Source organism: Enterococcus sp. DIV1307a (assembly GCF_050537425.1).
Classification (GTDB): domain Bacteria; phylum Bacillota; class Bacilli; order Lactobacillales; family Enterococcaceae; genus Enterococcus; species Enterococcus faecalis.
Map to the genome: position 1 here is coordinate 578,482 of NZ_CP172914.1, position 19,057 is coordinate 597,538.

Below are 19,057 nucleotides of genomic sequence, written 5' to 3' on the forward strand. Positions count from 1 at the left end.
CACTCTTTTTCTCTAATTCGGATGTAAGCGTTTTACGATAATTTTTTAGGAGGAGAAAGAATGAAAAACAGGAAAATATGGGTAATGCTGGTCGGACTGTTTACTGCTTTGACGAGTGGATTTATGGGAACCACCCTTACTTTTGCAGAAGAAAACGAAGCGAGCCAAACGATTGAGCAACCCTCTTACATTTCAGATTTCCCCAATCAAGTTGGGCATTGGCAAGATTTGGTAGGAACAGCAGAAAAAAAGAATGATTCTGCTGGTTTATGGATCGCAAACACGAAGCAAGGGACAAACCTCGAATCTGTCTCTATCAATCTTGATGCACGCGAACAATCTTCAGGAGATCTTGAACTAACCTTTTTATATGAAGGGCAAAGTAACTTCGGATTGGTTTTTCGCGGAGATAAACAAAAGACGAGTCAATGGCAATCTTTTGCTTATAATCGTGACGGTCGCTGGCAGTTAGGACAACCAGGCGGTAAATGGCTAACTAATATTCCGGGACCAACATTACTAAGTGGTCAACAATATAAACTGCTAGTTCGCTATGATGGGAAAAAAATTCAAACATTCCTGAATGATCAATTATTTTATGAAAATGAAGAGGTTCATTATCCTGATGGTACGTCCATTAATGATGACTGGATGGGTGCTGTAGGAATTAGACTATTTGGTAATCTATCAAAGCTGAATATCATTTCTATGAAAAGTGGCCCCGTTGGTAGCATTCCTGTTATCGATTCATCTGCAGAATACCGAGAATTAAAAGAAAAATGGCGAAATCAGCTTGTTTCAAAAGAATATGATTCAACTAACCAAGCGCTTGTAGACTACGTCCAAAAAATCTCCAATGAAGCAACAGAACTCGATCAAACGATGAATAAAGAGCCGAACCGCAGCTATTTATGGCCACTAGAGCCTGGCAATACGCCATCGGCTGATTTAACGACTCAATTTACCAAATTGCAAAAATTAGCGTTAGCCTATGGAACGAAGGGGAGTACGCTTTACCAAGATGACAAATTGGCAGCAACCATTATTGATGGCTTAGATTTTATGGTAACGCAAAAAGGATATGATGGGAAAAAGTACCATGGAAATTGGTGGGACTGGCAAATTGGTGTGCCACAGAAGTTTCTTAATATTCTAATGATTTTAGAGGATAAAGTTTCTCCAGAAAAGCAACAAATCTATACAAATGCGCTGAGCAGTTATGTCCCAGATCCGTTTAAACAGTTGTATACAAAACCACAAGGAACGTTTGTGGATTTAGCTTTTATCCCAAATTTTGTGACATCAGGAGCGAACCGAACGGACTTAGCTTTAACTGTTTTGGGGTTAGGAATTTTACAAAAGGATAGCGGGAAAATTAACCAAGCATCCAGTAGTATCGTCGATGTATTTAAATTAGTCACAAAAGGTGATGGTTTTTACCAAGATGGTTCTTTTATCCAGCACAATAACATTCCTTATACAGGTTCGTATGGCAATGTTTTGGTGAAAGGGGTTGGACAAATTTTGGCCATTACAGCAGATTCATCTTTTCAAATGGATGCAACTCTTGTGACAGAATTTGTTGAAAATGTTGATCGTGCCTTTCTTCCTTTGATTTATAAAGGTGAAATGCTACCAACCGTGAATGGCCGTTCCATCTCAAGAGCCCCAGCAGTTGGAAAAACAGGCTACGGCTCAACTACCATGTATAATTTATTAATTGTGGCTAAATTTGCCCCTAATAATTATCAAAAGAAATTTCAAGAAGCCGTTAAATATTGGATGAAGGAGAACCCAGATTATTATTTGACAAATGCTCGTGATTTTAATGATTTACAGATGACTATGCAACTTTTAACTAATCCAGAAATTACGGGAGGGCAACTTCCTTTTACAGGCACGAAACTTTATGCTTCGATGGATCGATTTGTCCAACGCACACCTAGTTATATGTTTGGGCTAGGCTTGTATTCAAAGCGCACTGCATCTTTTGAAGCAGGGAATAAAGAAAATAAACGTGGCTGGCACACTGGTGACGGAATGATGTACGTATATAATGATGACGAGGTTCAATTTAATTCCAGCTATTGGCCAACTGTAGATCCCTATCGACTACCAGGAACAACGGTAGATACCATTTCTTTGGCAGATGAAGTTTCAGCATTTACAACAATCACATCGAAAGAGCAATGGGTTGGTGGAGTAACGTCAGACAATCAGGCAGTAGTAGGGATGGCTCTTAATAAAGACGGGACCAAAAATAATGGGAAACTTTTACCTATGAACCTACAAGCTAAAAAATCTTGGTTTGTATTAAATGGGCAAATTATCGCATTAGGCGCAGGAATTAAAGGGGATACAGAAGCTTCGATTGAGACAGTTGTTGATAATCGTTTGTTAAATGATGCGTATCAGTATCAAGTGCTATCAAATATTGGGGAGATTCATGAGAAAAATGAAACGAGTAAAAAACAATGGTTATTACTAAAGTCGGATCATTCCAATGCTAATATGGGTTATTATTTTCCAGAAGAAACAACGGTAAATGTTAAAAGTGAAACTAGAAAAGGAACCTATAAAGCAATTAATGAAGCATTTCCAAGTGATAAAGAATATGTAGGTGATTATCGAACATTTACGATTCAACATGGTCAACACCCAACGAACGAGCATTATGCTTATGTAGTTTTACCAGGAATCGATGAAACTGATTTAAAAACATATGCTGCCAAAAAAACAGTAGAAGTTCTCTCAAATACAGAAGAAATTCAAGCAGTTAAGCAAGAAGAAGAAGGCTATCTTGGGGTTAACATTTGGTCAGAAACTGGCGGTACAATAGCAGGGATTACCTCAAATAAAGCTATTTCTTTAATGAGAAAGACACAACAACACCAAAAAACGTATACTTTCTCTGATCCCACACAAACAACTAAGACACTGACTTTAAAAATACCAAAAGATTACAGCACAGTAATTAGTCAAAGTGACGGAATCACTTATGATGATGCAACAGAAACCTTTACTATTAATTTTGAAAATGCTGCAGGAAGTAGTAAACAAATTATTGTAGAATAACTAAAAGAAATTAAAGTAGCCTCAAATTCCAGTTTAATCGGAATTTGAGGCTACTTTGTTGAAATTATTTAAGATTCTAACATTTCTGCAGGTAATAAAATCGTTTCACGATGGCCATCATCAAAAGCAAAAATTCGCGACGGATATGCCGTAGAATAACTAAATGGTAAGTCGATGGCCATTTCTACTGAACTATTTTCTTGAGAAAAATGGACAGTCACTTTGCCATTATTGTTCAACAAATCAAAGTGAAGTAAGTCGTTTAAAGGGATAACCCCTTTTAGATTTAAGTCAATAATCAACCAAATACTATCAATTAAGCCACTAGGTAAGCTAGAAACAACACCTAATGAAGCATAGCGGCTACGGTCACTATCAAAACGTTCAAACATATGGATGACCTCCTTTTTGTTTACTTACTTTTAGTATACTGCAAATTTAAAAAAAAGAAATTGTTTCGTTTGAAAATATTGCGTAGATTAGCAAAAATTTAATATTCCTCTGTAGCTTCCTAGCTTTGCAGGTGTCATCATTTATGTGAAGAAATCACGACATGCAGTAAAAAGAAAATGGGACGTACGTTGTTTCAACGTACATCCCATTTCTAAAACTTAAGAGAATCAGCTGAACAAAAGTGTACTCTTTATTCGGCTAATTCTGGTTCAGTCGTTTCAGCAGCTGTTCCTTCTTCTTCTTCAGGAGCAGTTTGTGCTTCAACAATAGCAACTAGTTGTTCTTCTGGATCAGTTAAAATTTCATAGTCTTTGTGTTCAGGTAAATCAGCGATTGTAAGAGCATCACCAATTTCTAAGTTTGTAATATCTACTTCAATTGATTCTGGCAATTTGTCTGGTGTGGCTGCCACTAAAACAGTGTACAAGTTTTGAGCTAAGGTACCCCCAGCTTTCACACCTGCAGATTCACCAATTAATTGAACTTCTGCTTCGACTTCTGTTGTTTCTTTCATATTTACAGATAAGAATTCAACATGAAGCATTTGACCAGTAAAGGTATCTAACTGTGCTTTCGACATTAATGTGTTGATGTTTTTGCCATCAACTGTCATTTTAATAACGGTGTTAGCACCATGTTCGCGTAAAATTTTTGATAAGTCTTTTTCTTCAAAATAGATTGGTGTACTTTCAATTTGGTAACCGTAAACAATGGCAGGTACTTTCCCTTCGTGACGTAGCTGATTTCTTAGTGAACGTGGACGGATAGCTCTTTCTTTAACTTCTAATTGTACTGACATAACCTAATTCCTCCTTGAAATAATGAGTGATTTGGTTAAACTCAGAAACAAAACATAATGGAAAAAAGAAACTCTTTTTTCAGTTGTTCTTGTCTAGAAAAATGCTAACAATAATCAAAAAATCCCCACAAATATTGCCAGGCAACACTCATGGGAATGGTTCATTGTTATCGTTGTTCTCTCCCAGGTCATTACGCTGTTTTTGAGAAACCTTTATTTACTTTACTTATTAACCGTAACACTTATATTTTTATACGTCAAGGAATTACCTTTTTCCACTTTTCATCTTTAACGGATTCCACTATACTTATACCAGAATGGAGCTGAACAATGCGATTAGATAAATTACTAGAAGAACTTCAGTTTGGATCACGCAAAACGGTGAAACGATTAATCAAAGGCAAGCAGGTCACTGTGGATGGCATCGTGACTTTAAATGAAAGCCAAAATGTCGATGCGCAATTACAAATGATTAAAGTAAAAGGACAATTAATTTCGCATAAGACCCATGTGTACTATATGTTGAATAAGCCAAAAGGTGTGGTTAGCGCTGTCTCAGATGCATCTAAAAAAACAGTTATTGATTTGATTGCGCCACAAGACAGACGCCCTGGTCTTTATCCAGTGGGCAGACTCGATGGCGATACGGAAGGGTTACTTCTATTAACAGATAATGGACAATTAGGGTATCAATTAATTCGGCCAAATAAAGAAGTAGCGAAATGTTATGAAGTGAAAGTCAATGGTTTGGTCTCTGCAGAAGATTGTGCTAAATTTAAAGATGGGATTGTTTTGCAAGGAGGCATTCAATGTAAGCCAGCAAAAATAACTGTTCTTGCAGCGACTGAAACGGAGAGTCATGTTTTCCTGACTATTCAAGAAGGAAAATTTCACCAAGTGAAAAAAATGTTTTTATCCGTGGGGAAAAAAGTGACTGCTTTAAAACGCCAAACTATGGGGCCGTTGCGGCTAGATCCGCAATTACCTTTAGGTGCTTATCGTTCATTAACAAGAGAAGAGTTACAATTGCTATTGCCTTATTTTTTTATTGAAAAACAACAAACAAGCAAAGCGTTACCGAGTAATTTGAAAAGAGAAGAGGAACGGAAATGAAAACATTGCTTTTTGATGTTGATGATACATTGTTAGATTTTAAATTGGCTGAAAAGAAGGCGCTACATGCCTTATTTGAAGAAGAAAATGTACCATTTACATCTGAAGTCGAGTCAACATACCACCGAATTAATCAAGGATTATGGCGTTCATTTGAAGAAGGAAAAATAACAAAAGATGTTCTCCTTGATACACGGTTTGGTTTATTGTTTGACGCGTTTAATCGAGAAGTTGATAGCGTTAAAATGGGAGAAAACTACCGAGAATATTTAAGTCAAGGACATGACTTGCTTGGCAATAGTCAACGTATCTTGGAAAAATTAGCACCCCATTATGATTTATATATTGTGACAAACGGAGTGGCAAAAACACAGTATCGTCGGTTGGAAGATTCGAAATTAATGCCTTATTTTAAAGATATTTTTGTTTCAGAAGAAGTGGGTTATCAAAAACCGATGAAAGAGTATTTTGATTTTGTTTTTGAACGGATTCCTAATTTTAGTCGAGAAAAAACAATGATTATTGGCGATTCTTTGCATTCAGATATTCAAGGAGGTCAACAAGCGAAAATTCAAACTGTTTGGCTCAATCCGACCTCCGCTCCAGCAACACCAACCATTCAACCCAATTATACGATTCAACAGCTAGATGAGTTGTTACCAATTCTTGGGCATTAAAAAGAGCGTGGGACAAAAATCACTTTGGATTTTTGCTCCACGCTCAAAAACTGATAAACGGCGGGAACAGAACCAACTCCTTCGGAAATAAGCCGAAATTCTCCAAAAATTAAAGAGCAATTTTCGGAAATTTCTTCTTATTTCTCGGAGCTAAACGGTTCTGTCCCGACCTCTTTTTAACTTAAATGTAACCGTAAGCGAACCATATCCTTTAAAGGCAAGCCGTTTTCTATAATAGGCTCATCATAATGATGGATAAAAAAATCTGGTTCAATATGTGTCATTCGAAAACCGACTTTTTGGTAGAGATATAGCTGTTGAAAGCCTGTGCTCCCAGTCCCAATCTCCAAGGAATCATACTTTTCTTTTTTGGCAAAATCAATGGCAAAATGTAATAATTCTTGCCCGATGCCCCGCCCTCGGCTTTCTTCTGAGACAGCGATGTTTACGATTTCCAATGTCCGTGGGTGAGTCGGCAACAGGACTAAAATTCCTTGAAGTTCTTCAGTCTGATAGTCAAAGCAAATGCCGCGGGTAATGTAATCTGCCACCATTTTTTTTGAGGGATCTGCCTCATAAAGAAGAGCGTAATGCGCCGTTGTAAGTGCTTCTTTTTTGACTTTTTTAATCATAGGTAGGATTCTCCTTTTATTGATAAGTATACTGTAATTGAAAGAAGTGTGGGCAGATTTTTCATAAGAAGATAAAAATCACATGAAAAGTCTTGGAAAAGGTCTGGCATTCTTCAGAGTTTTCATTATAATAGTAAAAGACAATGAAGTTTTTGAAAAGAAAGAGGTTTATACATGAAAGATAGTCAGCCAATTATCATTGGTGTTACTGGCGGATCAGGAAGCGGAAAAACCAGTGTTAGCCGTGCGATTTTTAATAATTTTCCCGATCATTCAATTATGATGTTAGAACAGGATTCTTATTATAAAGATCAGAGCCATTTGAGTTTTGAAGAACGTTTAAATACCAATTATGATCATCCTTTTGCGTTTGATACAGATTTATTGATTCAACATGTTGAACAACTGTTAAATTATCAAGCCATTGAAAAGCCAGTTTATGACTACGTTGCGCATACAAGAAGTACAGAAACGGTGATACAAGAACCGAAAGAAGTAATTATTCTTGAAGGGATTTTAATTTTAGAAGATCGCCGCTTAAGGGATTTAATGGATATTAAAGTGTATGTGGATACAGATGATGACATCCGTATTATTCGTCGAATCAAGCGTGATATGGAAGAACGTGGCCGTACGTTGGATTCTGTGATTGAACAATATTTGACAGTCGTCAAGCCCATGTATCACCAATTTATTGAACCTACGAAACGTTATGCAGATATCATTGTGCCAGAAGGTGGCGAAAACCACGTCGCTATTGATTTAATTAATACAAAAGTGGATAGTATTTTAACAAAAATGTAATAGTCAGCTTAAATAGCCGTCTCTATATCAGAGTCGACTGTTTAAGCTTTTTTTGACTTTTAAAGGGTGGTTTTATCAAATATTTTAAGGGATAGCTAAAAAGTTGAAAATATTGCAAGAAACAATATGCTATAATTTTTTAAAGGAAAAGGAGGGAAGGGAATCTGAATGATAAAAAGAGGTGAGGTTTTTTATGCGAATCTCTCACCAGTTGTTGGTTCTGAACAAGGTGGGATTCGACCTGTCCTGATTATTCAAAATAACAAAGGTAACTTATTTAGTCCAACGTTGATTGTTGCACCGATTACCCGTAACGTAAGCAAGCGGCTGCAACCAACGCAAGTCCTTATCGAAATTCCCCATAACGAGTGCAGGACGCCATCACTTATTTTGTTAGAACAAATTCGAACATTGGATAAAGAACGAATGCTACACAAGGTTTGTCAACTTTCTCGTGAAGAGATGGAACAGGTCAATCAAGCTTTAAAAGTTAGCGTTGGTATCCGTTAATTTACATATAAAGAAATCGTTTTGGGGAAACGGTTTCTTTTTTTGTTGAAATGGTTTCCAAATATTCGTTTTTCTCGTATAGTGAAAGAGGAGGCGATCACATGGATAAAATTCGTTATGGAATTATGAGTACTGCCCAAATTGTCCCAAGATTTGTAGCAGGGCTTCGAGAAAGCGCGCAAGCTGAAGTGCGCGGGATTGCATCAAGGCGTTTAGAGAATGCTCAAAAAATGGCTAAAGAATTAGCGATTCCGGTGGCTTATGGCAGTTATGAAGAGTTATGTAAGGATGAAACAATTGATATTATTTATATTCCCACCTACAATCAAGGACATTACTCAGCAGCTAAGCTTGCGTTATCACAAGGAAAACCCGTCCTACTGGAAAAACCATTTACATTAAATGCTGCTGAAGCAGAAGAACTCTTTGCAATCGCACAGGAGCAAGGGGTTTTTCTAATGGAAGCTCAGAAGTCTGTCTTTTTACCAATTACCCAAAAAGTAAAGGCAACGATTCAAGAAGGGGGATTGGGAGAGATTTTATGGGTTCAGTCAGTTACTGCCTATCCCAATGTGGATCATATTCCCTGGTTTTACTCGAGAGAAGCGGGTGGTGGAGCGCTTCATGGCTCAGGAAGTTATCCATTACAATACTTACAATACGTATTAGGGAAAGAGATTCAAGAGGTTACGGGAACCGCAACGTATCAGCAAGGGGCGACGGATAGTCAATGTAATTTAGCTTTGAAATTTGCTGAAGGGACGCTGGGCAATATTTTTATTAATGTTGGTTTAAAGATACCTAGTGAAATGACCATTTGTGGGACGAAAGGGCAAATCGTTATTCCTAATTTCTGGAAAACAGATTGTGCTTATTATACAGATGCTCAAGGCAACACTGTCAAATGGTCTGAACAATTCACTAGTGAATTTACGTATGAAATCAATCATGTGAATCAATGTTTACAAGACAAAAAGTTAACTAGCCCAGTAATGACGAAAGAATTAACGATAGCAACCGTTAAAATTGTTGAAAGTTTTTATCAAGAATGGTTCGATAACGAATAATTACCATCACTTGCTATCCAAACTATTCTGTGTTAAAGTGTGTTTTATGCGACGAGTTGACTCAATCAGATAGCTTCGGCTATTCCGTTTTGACGGCTAGTGATTGTCAAACACAACGACACCAGATAGTACGGCTATCAGTTACCGGATTTGTAACGTGTCGGACAGAATACTTTTGTGGAGAAGGTTTCTGTCTATTTATGCAAATAAATAGTGTGGTATCCCTTAACAGTTACTACTGTTAAGGGATTTTTTTTGTATGAAAAGAGAAGTGTTGCACTTTTATAAGTGCAACTTTTTTGTGTTGTGGAACAGATAAAATAACGCTATAGTTTTAAGTGTAAAGGGAAAAGAAAAGAGGTGACAAGGCATGACCGTGTTGTTGTCCAAAAGAGCGATAAATATTTTATTGATGCTTTTGGATTTGGAAGGGAGTATTACCACGCAAGAATTAGCTGAGAGCTTTACTGTCAGCGTTCGAACAATTAAGTATGATTTAGAAGATATTCGTGCTTGGTTTGAACAGCACGATGAGACACTTTATTCAAAACGAAATAAGGGAATCTGGCTAGATTTACCTGACTCTAAACGCTTACTGTTAAAAAATGAAATTATCGATGTCGATCGATTTGAAACCTATCCTGATCAAAAAAGACGAGTCAATGTATTGATTTTTCAGTTATTGTCAGTCAAAGGGTACTTAACGGCACAGCAGCTAGCAGATGAATTATTAGTGAGTCGAAACACAATTGTCAGTGATTTGGAACAGGTCGAACGGTTGCTGCAAGCATATGATTTAACCTTAATTCGCCAAGCGCGGCAAGGGTTTACAATCAGTGGTGAAGAAAGCAATGTACGCTTACTGATGGAATTTATCACTCAAAAAGAACTTACAGAATACGATATTTACCAAATTATGAACTATGTGACAAAGACAAAAGGGGCTGAAAAAATCCCTAAAATTAAATTTGGGTCAGGGACATTGTTTCAAGGTTGTTATCGTAGTGCATTGAAAAAAATGCGAAATTTAATTAATCCACTCGATCAAAATCAATTTGATTATGCCGAAATATTATCTATTACGTTGAGAGTGGCAATTGCCGCAGCACGTATGCAGATGGCACATACAATTGGGACTTACCGAGTGTTATCACAAAAAACACGCTTTGAACAACGGAACGAAGTACCACTTTTACTTTTACAAGAGGTGTTTGAACGGTATGACTTGCCTTTATTAGCGGATGAATATTTTTATATTTATAGTGATTTATTCGGAACCCATCAACGGCAAGATATGGTTCAATTAACAAAGCAAGTGATTGAAAGCGTTTCAAAAGAGCTGAATTATCCTTTTGTAAATGATCGCCAATTATTTACGAACTTGTTTGCACACCTGTCCTTACGTTTTACAAAGAAACATTTATTTATTAATGAATACAATCCGTTTTCTGAAGAAATCAAAGGAAAACACCCAGCGTTGTTTTTAGCTATTCAAAGTGCCTGTAAACAATTAATTCAACGTTCTGTTTTGTTAGTCAACGATTCTTTCTGCGCATATATTGCGTTGCATTTTTTGGCAGCTCAGGAACGACAACAGCAGGAAGCTAAAGTTGTTAGGATTGTGTATGTTTGCTCGACGGGCTTAGGTGTGACCAGTTTAATTGAACAAAAAATTTTAGAGGAAGTACCAAACGTTGAACTCGCAGGATTTGCTTCTGTTTTAAATGCAACTGAAGTGATTCAAGCAGAAAAGCCCGATTTGGTATTGAGTATTTTCCCAATTGAAGAAATGACATACCCATTTATTAAAGTTAGTCCATTGTTGACGGACACAGACTTAAGTTTGATTCGGGAAGAGGTCGATAAAATTTTATTAGGGAAACGTCAAGGGAAAGGTACCGCTCGCTCCACGAAATCTGATGTAATTGAAAAAAATGAACGGATACAAAGCCAAGATTTATTAGTAAAAGCGTATATTATTTATGAAGAGTTAAAACGAATGTTTCAAACAAAGTTACTGAGCGAATATCAAGAAGCCTTTTTACTTCACGTTTTATTAATGACACATCGGATTACGTTTAATAAACAATACGAAGAGATTCCTTGTAATAGAGAAGTATCTCATGAAAGGCAAGAAGAAATTCGGCAAATTGAATGTTTATTTGCTAAAAATGAGTTACCTGTCAATCATGCTGAAATTTCAGCATTACTTAATTATTTAGAACAACCAAAGGAGGAAGAGGATGGAACTAGCAATGGAAGCACAGGAGATCATTCGACAAAGTGCTGAACCAGAAAAGCTACAATCGATTATCAAACAAACCAGTGCGCGATTAGCAGAAGCACAAATTGAACCAACGGAATTACAGTGGACGATTTTGATTAACCATCTCAATGAGATGCTGAATCGTTCAAGAGAAGGAACGACATTAGCTGGTGTTGATCGGACGTTATTTACGGAACTAACACCAGAAACGTTGAAAATTGCAGAAGAAACAACAGAAGCAATTGGTCAGTTATCAGAAGATGAATGGTATGTTTTAGCTGTTCATTTTGAAGTTGCTAAACAAAACAATTAATAGGAGGAAAAGTTATGATTACAGTAGTTATCGCAGATCGTTTAGGAAAAGGACAAAATGTTGCAAAAGGAGTGGAGCAAGCCGGTGGTCGCGCGGTTGTTGTTCCAGGAATGGGCGCTGATATGCGTTTAGGAGATGTGATGCAACAAGAAAAGGCTGATTTAGGCATTTCTTTCTGTGGAAGTGGTGGTGCAGGAGCGTTAACGGCTGCTACTAAATACGGGTATCCCGAAAGACATGGCATGCGATCAATCGAAGAAGGGGTAACAGCAATTAACGATGGGAAAACTGTTCTTGGATTTGGTTTTATGGATCAGGAAGAACTTGGTAAACGAGTAACTGAAGCATTTATTAAGAAACACGGAGCATAGAAAGTAGTAACTTAGAAAGGAGCGGTAATTATGGATGCCACAAAACGGTCAACACAAACCGTGATTGTTTCTGGAAAAGGTAATAAGAAGAATGAAGCTTTTGCAAGTGCATTGAATGATGTTTCAAAAAAAGTATTAAAAGAAACAACAGAGGTCCTCATCCGGATTGAACCGAAAGAAGTAACTATTCGTCAGGCAAAAGAACAAGTTTATACAGAAAAATTTCTGTTCTTCTTCTTTCCTAGAAAGAGAGTGATTTATCATGTCGAACTAGCTGTAGAAGTGGAAATCCAAGCCATTGCAGTCGAAGAAGTTGATTTTTTAACGGAAACAATTAAAGAACCGAACGCAGTAGTAGTTCCGTTTCTTTCAAAAAGAGGCGTATAAAGGGAGGAAGAAGGAATGGAATTTGTAATCATTTTGCTGAAGTCATTGCTTATTGGTGGTTTACTAGGTTTTGCAGCTGGCGCAGGCGCTGCTCGGATGTTTCATGCACCACAAACGCAAGGGTTAGGGGCATTTAGAACATTAGGAGAAATGAACGCGGCACAAGGAGATCCAGCATCACACTTTTCTTTTGGTTTAGGTTTTTTCTTTAATGCTTGGGCTTCGGCCGTCGGAGCAGGGGCCTTTACACAAGATGTGACCCACCGGATTGTGCCTAACTGGGCTGCAGCAATTTTATTGGTAAAGGATAAAGATGTCACTAAAACGATGCATAATCCCAAAAAAATGGGGATTGTCGGGGCCTTTGTAGGAATGGCGACTGTGGCTTTCTTAAATAGTACAGCTGCAGCAATTCCAGAATCGCTACAAGTAACAGCGGTTGCGGTGTTGGTACCTGCAGCAACGATTTTAATCAATACTGTGATGCCTGTTTTATTCTGGCTAGCGGCTTTAGATGCAGGAAAACGGACGGGTTTCTGGGGAACATTATTTGGCGGATTATCTCAATTAGTCATGGGCAATGCTGTCCCAGGAGTTGTATTAGGGATCTTAATCGGTAAAGGTGTCGATGATTTAGGGTGGACCCGAATGACACGCGGCATGCTTGGTGCCATTATCTTATTATTTATTTTAAGTGGCTTCTTCCGAGGGTTCGACTTAGAAATGATCGAAAGTTTCCGCTTGTCTATTCCTCAATGGTTAAATAATTTACACAATGTCTTCACCGTTAAATAGAAAAAAGGAGGTCTCATAGATGGAACAGCAAGAAAAAAATGAATGGGCACAACAAGAACAAGAAATTCAAGAAGGTTTAAAAGGCAAAAGTTTTTGGTATGCTGATTGGGGCTTTCCCATTTTAGTCGGGATTATGTCAGCGGCAATTTTTGCAGGAACACATATGTATGTAGTTTATGGTGTGGGCGCCTTTAATGAAGTTTCAATTGTTGCGATGCTAAAAGCTGGTTTAGATGGTGGTTCTTATGGCGCTGCCGCAGCATTTGGTGCAAGTTTCCTGTTTGCACGAATTTTAGAAGGTTCTTTAGTCGGGATTTTAGATTTAGGTGGCTCAATTTTAACGGGGATCGGGATTGGCGTACCTGCAATTTTCCTCAGCATGGGAATTAAAGCGCCTGTAGAAAACTTTGGCTTAGCCCTTTTAACGGGTGCGATACTAGGGTTAGCAGTTGGCGGCGTAATTGTGTTGATTCGGAAATTTACTATCAATCAAGGAAATTCCACTTTTGGTGCGGATGTGATGATGGGTGCTGGTAATGCCTCAGGACGTTTCTTAGGCCCGTTAATTATTTTGAGTGCGGCGGGTGCTTCGATTCCTATTGGGATTGGTGCCACATTAGGAGCTTTAGGTTTTTACATTTGGAAAAAACCAATTGCTGGGGGCGCAATTTTAGGCGCAATGATTTTTGGTGCAATATTCCCGGTTTCTTTATAATAAGAAAAAGCCTTTTGTTTTGCACTTTCTCTGTCATGAATAAGAATAAGCGTTTACATTATAATGTTACTATGTTATTATAAATGCGAAATAATTATTATTTTTATTAGTTGAACGGAGGAATTAACAAATGAATGGTTTTGTACAGTGGATGGAAGTTAAGTTAATGCCGATTGCGAATAAATTTGGTTCGCAACGCCATATGACAGCGATTAGAAAAGGATTAATTGCAACGATGCCTTTAACAATTGTGGGCTCATTCTTTACAATTTTTCAAAATATTCCAATTGAGGCATACACAAAATTGATTGAACCTTATCAAGCAATTTTAGATATTCCTTCCCGCTATACGATGGGGTTACTTGCACTTTATGCAACATTTGGGATTGCTTCATCATTGGCCAAAAGTTATAAGCTTGACTCTTTGACGTGTGGAATTTTAGCATTAATGGCCTTTTTAGTAACAGCGGCACCACCAACACGTGTCTTTGAAGATGTTGACAACGTCATTACAGCAGGGCGCTATATTAATTTAGCAAATTTAGGTTCAGCTTCTTTATTTGGTGCGATTGTAACAGCGCTGTTATCTGTTGAAATTTATCGCTTCTTTATTGAAAAAGATATTATGATTAAGATGCCAGATGGCGTACCGCCTGAAGTGTCAAATTCATTTATTGCGTTAATTCCAGGAGCAGTTATTCTTTTATTATTCTGGGTTATTCGCCACGTAATTGGTTTTGATTTGAATGGTTTCTTGAGTACGTTATTAATGCCACTTAAAGGTATCCTTGCTGGTAACAGTTTATTTGGCGGCTTACTAACAGTCTTCTTAATCTGTTTCTTCTGGGTTTTAGGGATTCATGGTCCAGCGATTATGGGCCCAGTTATTCGTCCTTTCTGGGATATGTCGATTGCAGAAAACCTTGAAGCTTTTACCAATGGCGCAAACGTTCATCAGTTACCTAATATTTTTACAGAACAGTTTTTACAATGGTTTATCTGGATTGGTGGCGCTGGAACTACGCTTTCTTTAGTTGTTTTAATGATGTTTTCTAAATCAACGTATCTGAAAAGTCTTGGCCGTTTATCGTTCTTACCAGGCTTGTTTAATATTAATGAACCAGTTATTTTCGGAACGCCGATCGTAATGAATCCTATTTTAGGTATTCCGTTTATCGTGGCACCGTTAATTACCACAACGTTATCTTATTTCTTAACAGTCGCTAATATAATTCCGATGATGGCTGCACGCTTAGCGTTTGCAATTCCAGCACCAATTGCTGCTTGGATGAGTACCAATTGGAGTTTCTCGGCCGCAGTATTAGTGATTGTTAACTTCTTAATTACAATGGCTATCTACTATCCATTTTTCAAAGTTTATGAAAAACAACAATTGGATAAAGAAGCAGAAGAATTAGCAGCTGAACAAGCAGCAAAAAATTAAAAAATGTTAGGGCGGGTGTTCTGATATGAATATCCTGCCCCTTCTAAGTCAGAGAAGAAAGTCAGGAGCGTATAAGATGATTATTTGGTTCATTTTCTTTTTTATCGTTAGTCAAATTATTATAGAAAAAGGGCAGTTGCCTACTGTTGTTTATCAATTTGGTTTGGTAAAGACGTTGGTTTTTACGGCAGTTTGTATTACTCTTTCCATGATAATTGGCGGATTTCTAAATCAACCAGTATTGCTCGTTGGCTCTACAACAATCCTGTGTAGCTCGGTGATTGCTTGGAAATTTCGAAATAAATTTGAAAATAGCGGAGTGTGAGAACGAAGATGAAAAGAGCATTAGGTGTATCAGTTTATCCAGATCATAGTGATATCAATCAAGATAAAGCGTATTTAAAAAAAGCCAGCGAATGTGGGTTTACTCGAATTTTTATGAGTATGTTAGAAGTGACCGATGGCAAAGAAGCGGTTCAGAAAAAATTTAAAGAATTAATTAGTTATGCGAAAAATTTAGGATTTGAAACAATTTTAGATGTCGTTCCAAGTATCTTTGATGAATTGGAAATTTCATATGATGATTTGACTTTTTTCAGCGAATTAGGAGCTGATGGGATTCGATTGGATACAGGTTTTGATGGAAATAAAGAAGCCATGTTGACGTTTAATCCATTCGGCGTGGCTATTGAGCTGAATATGAGTAATGATGTTGCTTATCTTGATAACATTTTGACGTATGAAGCGAATCGACCTTTCTTATATGGTTGTCATAACTTTTATCCACAAGCGGGAACTGCATTGCCGTATGATTTCTTTGAAAAATGTAGCATCCGCTTTAAAAAGGAAGGTATTCGGACAGCTGCTTTTATTTCATCACAGGTAGGTGAAATTGGTCCTTGGGATGTGAATGATGGGCTACCTACTTTAGAAATGCATAGACAGTTACCAGTCACTGTTCAAGCTAAACATTTATTTGCAACAAATTTAATTGATGATGTTGTTATTGGAAATGCTTATGCTTCCAACGAAGAATTAGAAGCATTGGGTCAGTTGAATCGTTATCAAACAGAATTGACCATTGTTTTTGCAGAAGCGACTTCTGAAATTGAAAAAGAAATCGTAACAAAAAATCAACATTTTCGCCGTGGAGATATCACTCAGCAGATGATTCGTTCCACAGAAGTGCGTAAAAAATATAAAAATGAAGCTAATCCCCCACATGATAATCAAGCAATGCTACAACCTGGAGATGTTGTTGTGGGAAATGATGCATTTGGAAAATACAAAAATGAATTACAAGTCGTTTTAGAGCCACATCAAGACTCACGCAAAAACCGAGTAGGGCGTATTATAGAAGAAGAACTTGTATTATTAGAATTCATTAAGCCTTGGACAAAATTTAGATTTATAGAAAAGTAGGGAAGAATATGGACTACGATTTACTTATAAAAAATGGACAGACAGTAGATGGTATGCCTGTTGAAATTGCAATTAAAGAGAAAAAAATAGCTGCTGTTGCAGCAACTATTTCAGGTTCTGCAAAAGAAACTATCCACTTAGAACCAGGTACTTATGTATCCGCAGGCTGGATAGATGATCACGTTCATTGTTTTGAAAAAATGGCTCTTTATTATGATTATCCAGATGAAATTGGGGTCAAAAAGGGTGTTACGACAGTGATTGATGCTGGGACAACAGGTGCTGAAAACATTCATGAATTTTATGACTTAGCGCAACAAGCAAAAACAAATGTTTTTGGATTAGTCAATATTTCTAAATGGGGCATCGTTGCTCAGGACGAACTCGCAGATTTAAGTAAAGTACAAGCGAGTTTAGTCAAAAAAGCGATTCAAGAATTACCAGATTTTGTTGTAGGGATTAAAGCCCGTATGAGTAGGACCGTTATTGGCGATAACGGCATTACGCCTTTAGAATTGGCCAAACAGATTCAGCAAGAGAACCAAGAAATTCCCTTAATGGTTCACATTGGATCAGCACCGCCTCATTTAGATGAAATTTTAGCCTTGATGGAAAAAGGGGATGTCCTAACCCATTGTTTTAATGGGAAAGAAAATGGTATCTTAGACCAAGCAACGGATAAAATAAAAGACTTCGCTTGGCAAGCGTACAACAAAGGGGTCGTATTTGATATCGGGCATGGTACGGATAGTTTCAATTTTCACGTAGCTGAAACAGCGTTGCGCGAGGGAATGAAAGCTGCATCAATTAGCACAGATATCTACATTCGTAACCGAGAAAATGGTCCTGTTTATGATTTAGCCACAACGATGGAAAAACTCCGTGTAGTCGGCTATGATTGGCCAGAAATTATTGAAAAGGTAACCAAGGCTCCTGCTGAGAATTTCCATTTAGCTCAAAAAGGCACGTTGGAAATAGGTAAAGATGCTGATTTAACGATTTTCACGATTCAAGCAGAAGAAAAAACATTGACTGATTCTAATGGATTGACACGAGTAGCCAAAGAGCAAATTCGCCCAATCAAAACAATTATTGGAGGACAAATCTATGACAATTAGTTACGAAAAATTCCACTTAAAAGAAGTCATTAATGCTTCTGGCAAAATGACCATTCTAGGTGTCTCCAAAGTTTCGGAGGCAGTCCTCGCGGCTCAACGATTCGGTGGTGAACATTTCTTTGAAATGAGTGAACTTAGTGTACAAACAGGGGCCTTTTTAGCCAACTTGTTGAAGGCAGAAGATGCACAAATCGTTTCCTCGGCTTCGGCGGGGATTGCCCAATCGGTGGCTGCCTTGATTGGAAAAGGCAGCTTGTACCACGCGTATCATCCTTATACAGAAAAAATCGAACAGCGGGAGATTGTTTTACCTAAAGGGCACAACGTGGACTACGGCACGCCTGTAGAAGTTATGGTAGCGCAAGGCGGCGGCCAAGTGGTGGAAGCTGGCTACGCCAACATGTGCAGTCCAGAACACGTGGAAATGATGATTTCTGAAAAAACAGCGGCCATTCTATACATCAAAAGCCACCATACCGTGCAAAAAAGTATGCTGACGGTGGCCGAAGCGGCCAAAGTGGCGCAACGCCACAAGGTGCCGCTAATTGTTGACGCGGCAGCAGAAGAAGATCTTTTCAAATACACTGAAGCAGGCGCTGATTTGGTGATTTACAGCGGCGCCAAAGCAATTGAAGGGCCAAGTGCCGGTTTAGTGGTCGGGAAAAAAGAATACATTGACTGGGTGCGCCTACAAGGCAAAGGCATTGGTCGAGCAATGAAAATTGGCAAAGACAATATCTTGGGCTTTACGCAAGCAGTGGAAGAATACTTGGCACATGGCAGTGAATCAGGGGCTTCGATGCAAGAGCGCTTAAAACCGTTTGTTGAAGCCATCAACAACTTGTCAGATTTAACCGCCAAAATTGTCCAAGATGGCGCTGGCCGAGACATTTATCGCGCCAGTGTCAAAGTGGACGGCAGAAAAAACGCTAAGGAAGTCATCCAAGCGTTAAAAGCAGAAAGTCCAGCCATTTATACGCGTGAATATCAAGCCAACAATGGCATCATTGAATTTGACATTCGTTCTGTCAATCAAGAAGAAATGAACAAAATCGTGCAACGATTACAAGAAATTATGGACACAAAGGAGAAATAA

20 protein-coding genes are annotated in these 19,057 nt (G+C 38.0%); 17 read left to right on the forward strand and 3 right to left on the reverse strand.

The window, feature by feature from the left end; all coding sequences use genetic code 11:
* The first annotated feature begins 60 nt into the window (after positions 1 to 60).
* The gene (locus IGL90_RS02825; protein ID WP_010709263.1) at positions 61 to 3,075 is read left to right on the forward strand and encodes a polysaccharide lyase 8 family protein; all 3,015 of its coding nucleotides are present in this window, start codon (positions 61 to 63) and stop codon (positions 3,073 to 3,075) included.
* A gap of 68 nt (positions 3,076 to 3,143) precedes the next feature.
* On the opposite strand, the gene IGL90_RS02830 is transcribed toward IGL90_RS02825, so the two are convergent.
* Together IGL90_RS02830 and IGL90_RS02835 are read right to left on the reverse strand one after the other, a co-directional pair.
* Positions 3,144 to 3,467, reverse strand: coding sequence for a DUF960 domain-containing protein (locus tag IGL90_RS02830; protein WP_002355697.1), 324 nt, complete (start codon positions 3,465 to 3,467; stop codon positions 3,144 to 3,146).
* Between the two features lie 251 nt (positions 3,468 to 3,718).
* Entirely contained in the window at positions 3,719 to 4,327 is a 609-nt protein-coding gene (locus tag IGL90_RS02835; RefSeq protein WP_002358773.1) for a 50S ribosomal protein L25/general stress protein Ctc, read from the reverse strand.
* Positions 4,328 to 4,657: 330 nt separating this feature from the next.
* Between IGL90_RS02835 and IGL90_RS02840 the strand changes: the two genes are divergently transcribed.
* Complete coding sequence (locus tag IGL90_RS02840) at positions 4,658 to 5,440, forward strand: pseudouridine synthase (protein ID WP_002361308.1); 783 nt, start codon at positions 4,658 to 4,660, stop codon at positions 5,438 to 5,440.
* Entirely contained in the window at positions 5,437 to 6,117 is a 681-nt protein-coding gene (locus IGL90_RS02845) for a YjjG family noncanonical pyrimidine nucleotidase (protein WP_002355700.1), read from the forward strand. The genes IGL90_RS02840 and IGL90_RS02845 overlap by 4 nt, the downstream gene beginning before the upstream one ends.
* A 176-nt stretch (positions 6,118 to 6,293) precedes the next feature.
* Here IGL90_RS02845 and IGL90_RS02850 read toward each other — a convergent pair whose 3' ends face one another.
* A complete protein-coding gene (locus tag IGL90_RS02850; protein ID WP_002386989.1) occupies positions 6,294 to 6,749 on the reverse strand; it encodes a GNAT family N-acetyltransferase in 456 nt (151 codons plus the stop codon).
* A 174-nt stretch (positions 6,750 to 6,923) separates the two neighbouring features.
* Between IGL90_RS02850 and udk the strand changes: the two genes are divergently transcribed.
* The 14 genes from udk (at position 6,924) to IGL90_RS02920 (ending at position 19,057) form a co-directional block, all read left to right on the forward strand.
* Positions 6,924 to 7,553 carry a uridine kinase gene (udk, locus tag IGL90_RS02855; RefSeq protein WP_002355702.1) on the forward strand — a complete coding sequence of 210 codons (630 nt, stop codon included), beginning with the start codon at positions 6,924 to 6,926 and terminating at the stop codon, positions 7,551 to 7,553.
* A 168-nt stretch (positions 7,554 to 7,721) separates the two neighbouring features.
* Complete coding sequence (locus tag IGL90_RS02860) at positions 7,722 to 8,063, forward strand: type II toxin-antitoxin system PemK/MazF family toxin (RefSeq protein WP_002355703.1); 342 nt, start codon at positions 7,722 to 7,724, stop codon at positions 8,061 to 8,063.
* 101 nt (positions 8,064 to 8,164) lie between these two features.
* A complete protein-coding gene (locus IGL90_RS02865; protein ID WP_010706697.1) occupies positions 8,165 to 9,130 on the forward strand; it encodes a Gfo/Idh/MocA family protein in 966 nt (321 codons plus the stop codon).
* 370 nt (positions 9,131 to 9,500) lie between these two features.
* Positions 9,501 to 11,420: a BglG family transcription antiterminator gene (locus IGL90_RS02870; protein ID WP_010706696.1), complete on the forward strand. Its 1,920-nt coding sequence runs from the start codon at positions 9,501 to 9,503 to the stop codon at positions 11,418 to 11,420.
* Positions 11,386 to 11,709: a PRD domain-containing protein gene (locus IGL90_RS02875; RefSeq protein WP_002386991.1), complete on the forward strand. Its 324-nt coding sequence runs from the start codon at positions 11,386 to 11,388 to the stop codon at positions 11,707 to 11,709. Before IGL90_RS02870 ends, IGL90_RS02875 begins: the two co-directional genes overlap by 35 nt.
* 14 nt (positions 11,710 to 11,723) lie before the next feature.
* The gene (locus IGL90_RS02880; RefSeq protein ID WP_002355707.1) at positions 11,724 to 12,080 is read left to right on the forward strand and encodes a glycine-rich SFCGS family protein; all 357 of its coding nucleotides are present in this window, start codon (positions 11,724 to 11,726) and stop codon (positions 12,078 to 12,080) included.
* Positions 12,081 to 12,110: 30 nt separating this feature from the next.
* The gene (locus IGL90_RS02885; protein ID WP_002355708.1) at positions 12,111 to 12,467 is read left to right on the forward strand and encodes a DUF4312 family protein; all 357 of its coding nucleotides are present in this window, start codon (positions 12,111 to 12,113) and stop codon (positions 12,465 to 12,467) included.
* Positions 12,468 to 12,482: 15 nt separating this feature from the next.
* A complete protein-coding gene (locus tag IGL90_RS02890; protein ID WP_002355709.1) occupies positions 12,483 to 13,262 on the forward strand; it encodes a DUF4311 domain-containing protein in 780 nt (259 codons plus the stop codon).
* 19 nt (positions 13,263 to 13,281) lie between these two features.
* Positions 13,282 to 13,977, forward strand: a complete 696-nt coding sequence (locus tag IGL90_RS02895; protein ID WP_002355710.1) for a DUF4310 family protein — start codon at positions 13,282 to 13,284, stop codon at positions 13,975 to 13,977.
* Positions 13,978 to 14,107: 130 nt separating this feature from the next.
* On the forward strand, positions 14,108 to 15,421 hold the full coding sequence (locus IGL90_RS02900) for a PTS sugar transporter subunit IIC (RefSeq protein ID WP_002358780.1): 1,314 nt from the start codon (positions 14,108 to 14,110) through the stop codon (positions 15,419 to 15,421).
* A gap of 25 nt (positions 15,422 to 15,446) precedes the next feature.
* Positions 15,447 to 15,746, forward strand: coding sequence for a hypothetical protein (locus tag IGL90_RS02905; RefSeq protein ID WP_002363233.1), 300 nt, complete (start codon positions 15,447 to 15,449; stop codon positions 15,744 to 15,746).
* A gap of 8 nt (positions 15,747 to 15,754) precedes the next feature.
* Positions 15,755 to 16,843 carry a DUF871 domain-containing protein gene (locus IGL90_RS02910; RefSeq protein ID WP_048736770.1) on the forward strand — a complete coding sequence of 363 codons (1,089 nt, stop codon included), beginning with the start codon at positions 15,755 to 15,757 and terminating at the stop codon, positions 16,841 to 16,843.
* 8 nt (positions 16,844 to 16,851) lie between these two features.
* Positions 16,852 to 17,961, forward strand: coding sequence for an amidohydrolase/deacetylase family metallohydrolase (locus tag IGL90_RS02915; RefSeq protein ID WP_002373486.1), 1,110 nt, complete (start codon positions 16,852 to 16,854; stop codon positions 17,959 to 17,961).
* Entirely contained in the window at positions 17,951 to 19,057 is a 1,107-nt protein-coding gene (locus IGL90_RS02920; protein WP_104859282.1) for a DgaE family pyridoxal phosphate-dependent ammonia lyase, read from the forward strand. The genes IGL90_RS02915 and IGL90_RS02920 overlap by 11 nt, the downstream gene beginning before the upstream one ends.

Coding starts and splice junctions, on each gene's coding strand:
- IGL90_RS02915 (WP_002373486.1), top strand. CDS start 16,852: ATGGACTACGATTTACTTATAAAAAATGGACAGACAGTAGATGGTATG.
- IGL90_RS02835 (WP_002358773.1), bottom strand. CDS start 4,327: ATGTCAGTACAATTAGAAGTTAAAGAAAGAGCTATCCGTCCACGTTCA.
- IGL90_RS02825 (WP_010709263.1), top strand. CDS start 61: ATGAAAAACAGGAAAATATGGGTAATGCTGGTCGGACTGTTTACTGCT.
- IGL90_RS02880 (WP_002355707.1), top strand. CDS start 11,724: ATGATTACAGTAGTTATCGCAGATCGTTTAGGAAAAGGACAAAATGTT.
- IGL90_RS02910 (WP_048736770.1), top strand. CDS start 15,755: ATGAAAAGAGCATTAGGTGTATCAGTTTATCCAGATCATAGTGATATC.
- IGL90_RS02845 (WP_002355700.1), top strand. CDS start 5,437: ATGAAAACATTGCTTTTTGATGTTGATGATACATTGTTAGATTTTAAA.
- IGL90_RS02865 (WP_010706697.1), top strand. CDS start 8,165: ATGGATAAAATTCGTTATGGAATTATGAGTACTGCCCAAATTGTCCCA.
- IGL90_RS02890 (WP_002355709.1), top strand. CDS start 12,483: ATGGAATTTGTAATCATTTTGCTGAAGTCATTGCTTATTGGTGGTTTA.
- IGL90_RS02860 (WP_002355703.1), top strand. CDS start 7,722: ATGATAAAAAGAGGTGAGGTTTTTTATGCGAATCTCTCACCAGTTGTT.
- IGL90_RS02850 (WP_002386989.1), bottom strand. CDS start 6,749: ATGATTAAAAAAGTCAAAAAAGAAGCACTTACAACGGCGCATTACGCT.
- IGL90_RS02870 (WP_010706696.1), top strand. CDS start 9,501: ATGACCGTGTTGTTGTCCAAAAGAGCGATAAATATTTTATTGATGCTT.
- IGL90_RS02875 (WP_002386991.1), top strand. CDS start 11,386: ATGGAAGCACAGGAGATCATTCGACAAAGTGCTGAACCAGAAAAGCTA.
- udk (WP_002355702.1), top strand. CDS start 6,924: ATGAAAGATAGTCAGCCAATTATCATTGGTGTTACTGGCGGATCAGGA.
- IGL90_RS02920 (WP_104859282.1), top strand. CDS start 17,951: ATGACAATTAGTTACGAAAAATTCCACTTAAAAGAAGTCATTAATGCT.
- IGL90_RS02895 (WP_002355710.1), top strand. CDS start 13,282: ATGGAACAGCAAGAAAAAAATGAATGGGCACAACAAGAACAAGAAATT.
- IGL90_RS02885 (WP_002355708.1), top strand. CDS start 12,111: ATGGATGCCACAAAACGGTCAACACAAACCGTGATTGTTTCTGGAAAA.
- IGL90_RS02840 (WP_002361308.1), top strand. CDS start 4,658: ATGCGATTAGATAAATTACTAGAAGAACTTCAGTTTGGATCACGCAAA.
- IGL90_RS02900 (WP_002358780.1), top strand. CDS start 14,108: ATGAATGGTTTTGTACAGTGGATGGAAGTTAAGTTAATGCCGATTGCG.
- IGL90_RS02830 (WP_002355697.1), bottom strand. CDS start 3,467: ATGTTTGAACGTTTTGATAGTGACCGTAGCCGCTATGCTTCATTAGGT.
- IGL90_RS02905 (WP_002363233.1), top strand. CDS start 15,447: ATGAATATCCTGCCCCTTCTAAGTCAGAGAAGAAAGTCAGGAGCGTAT.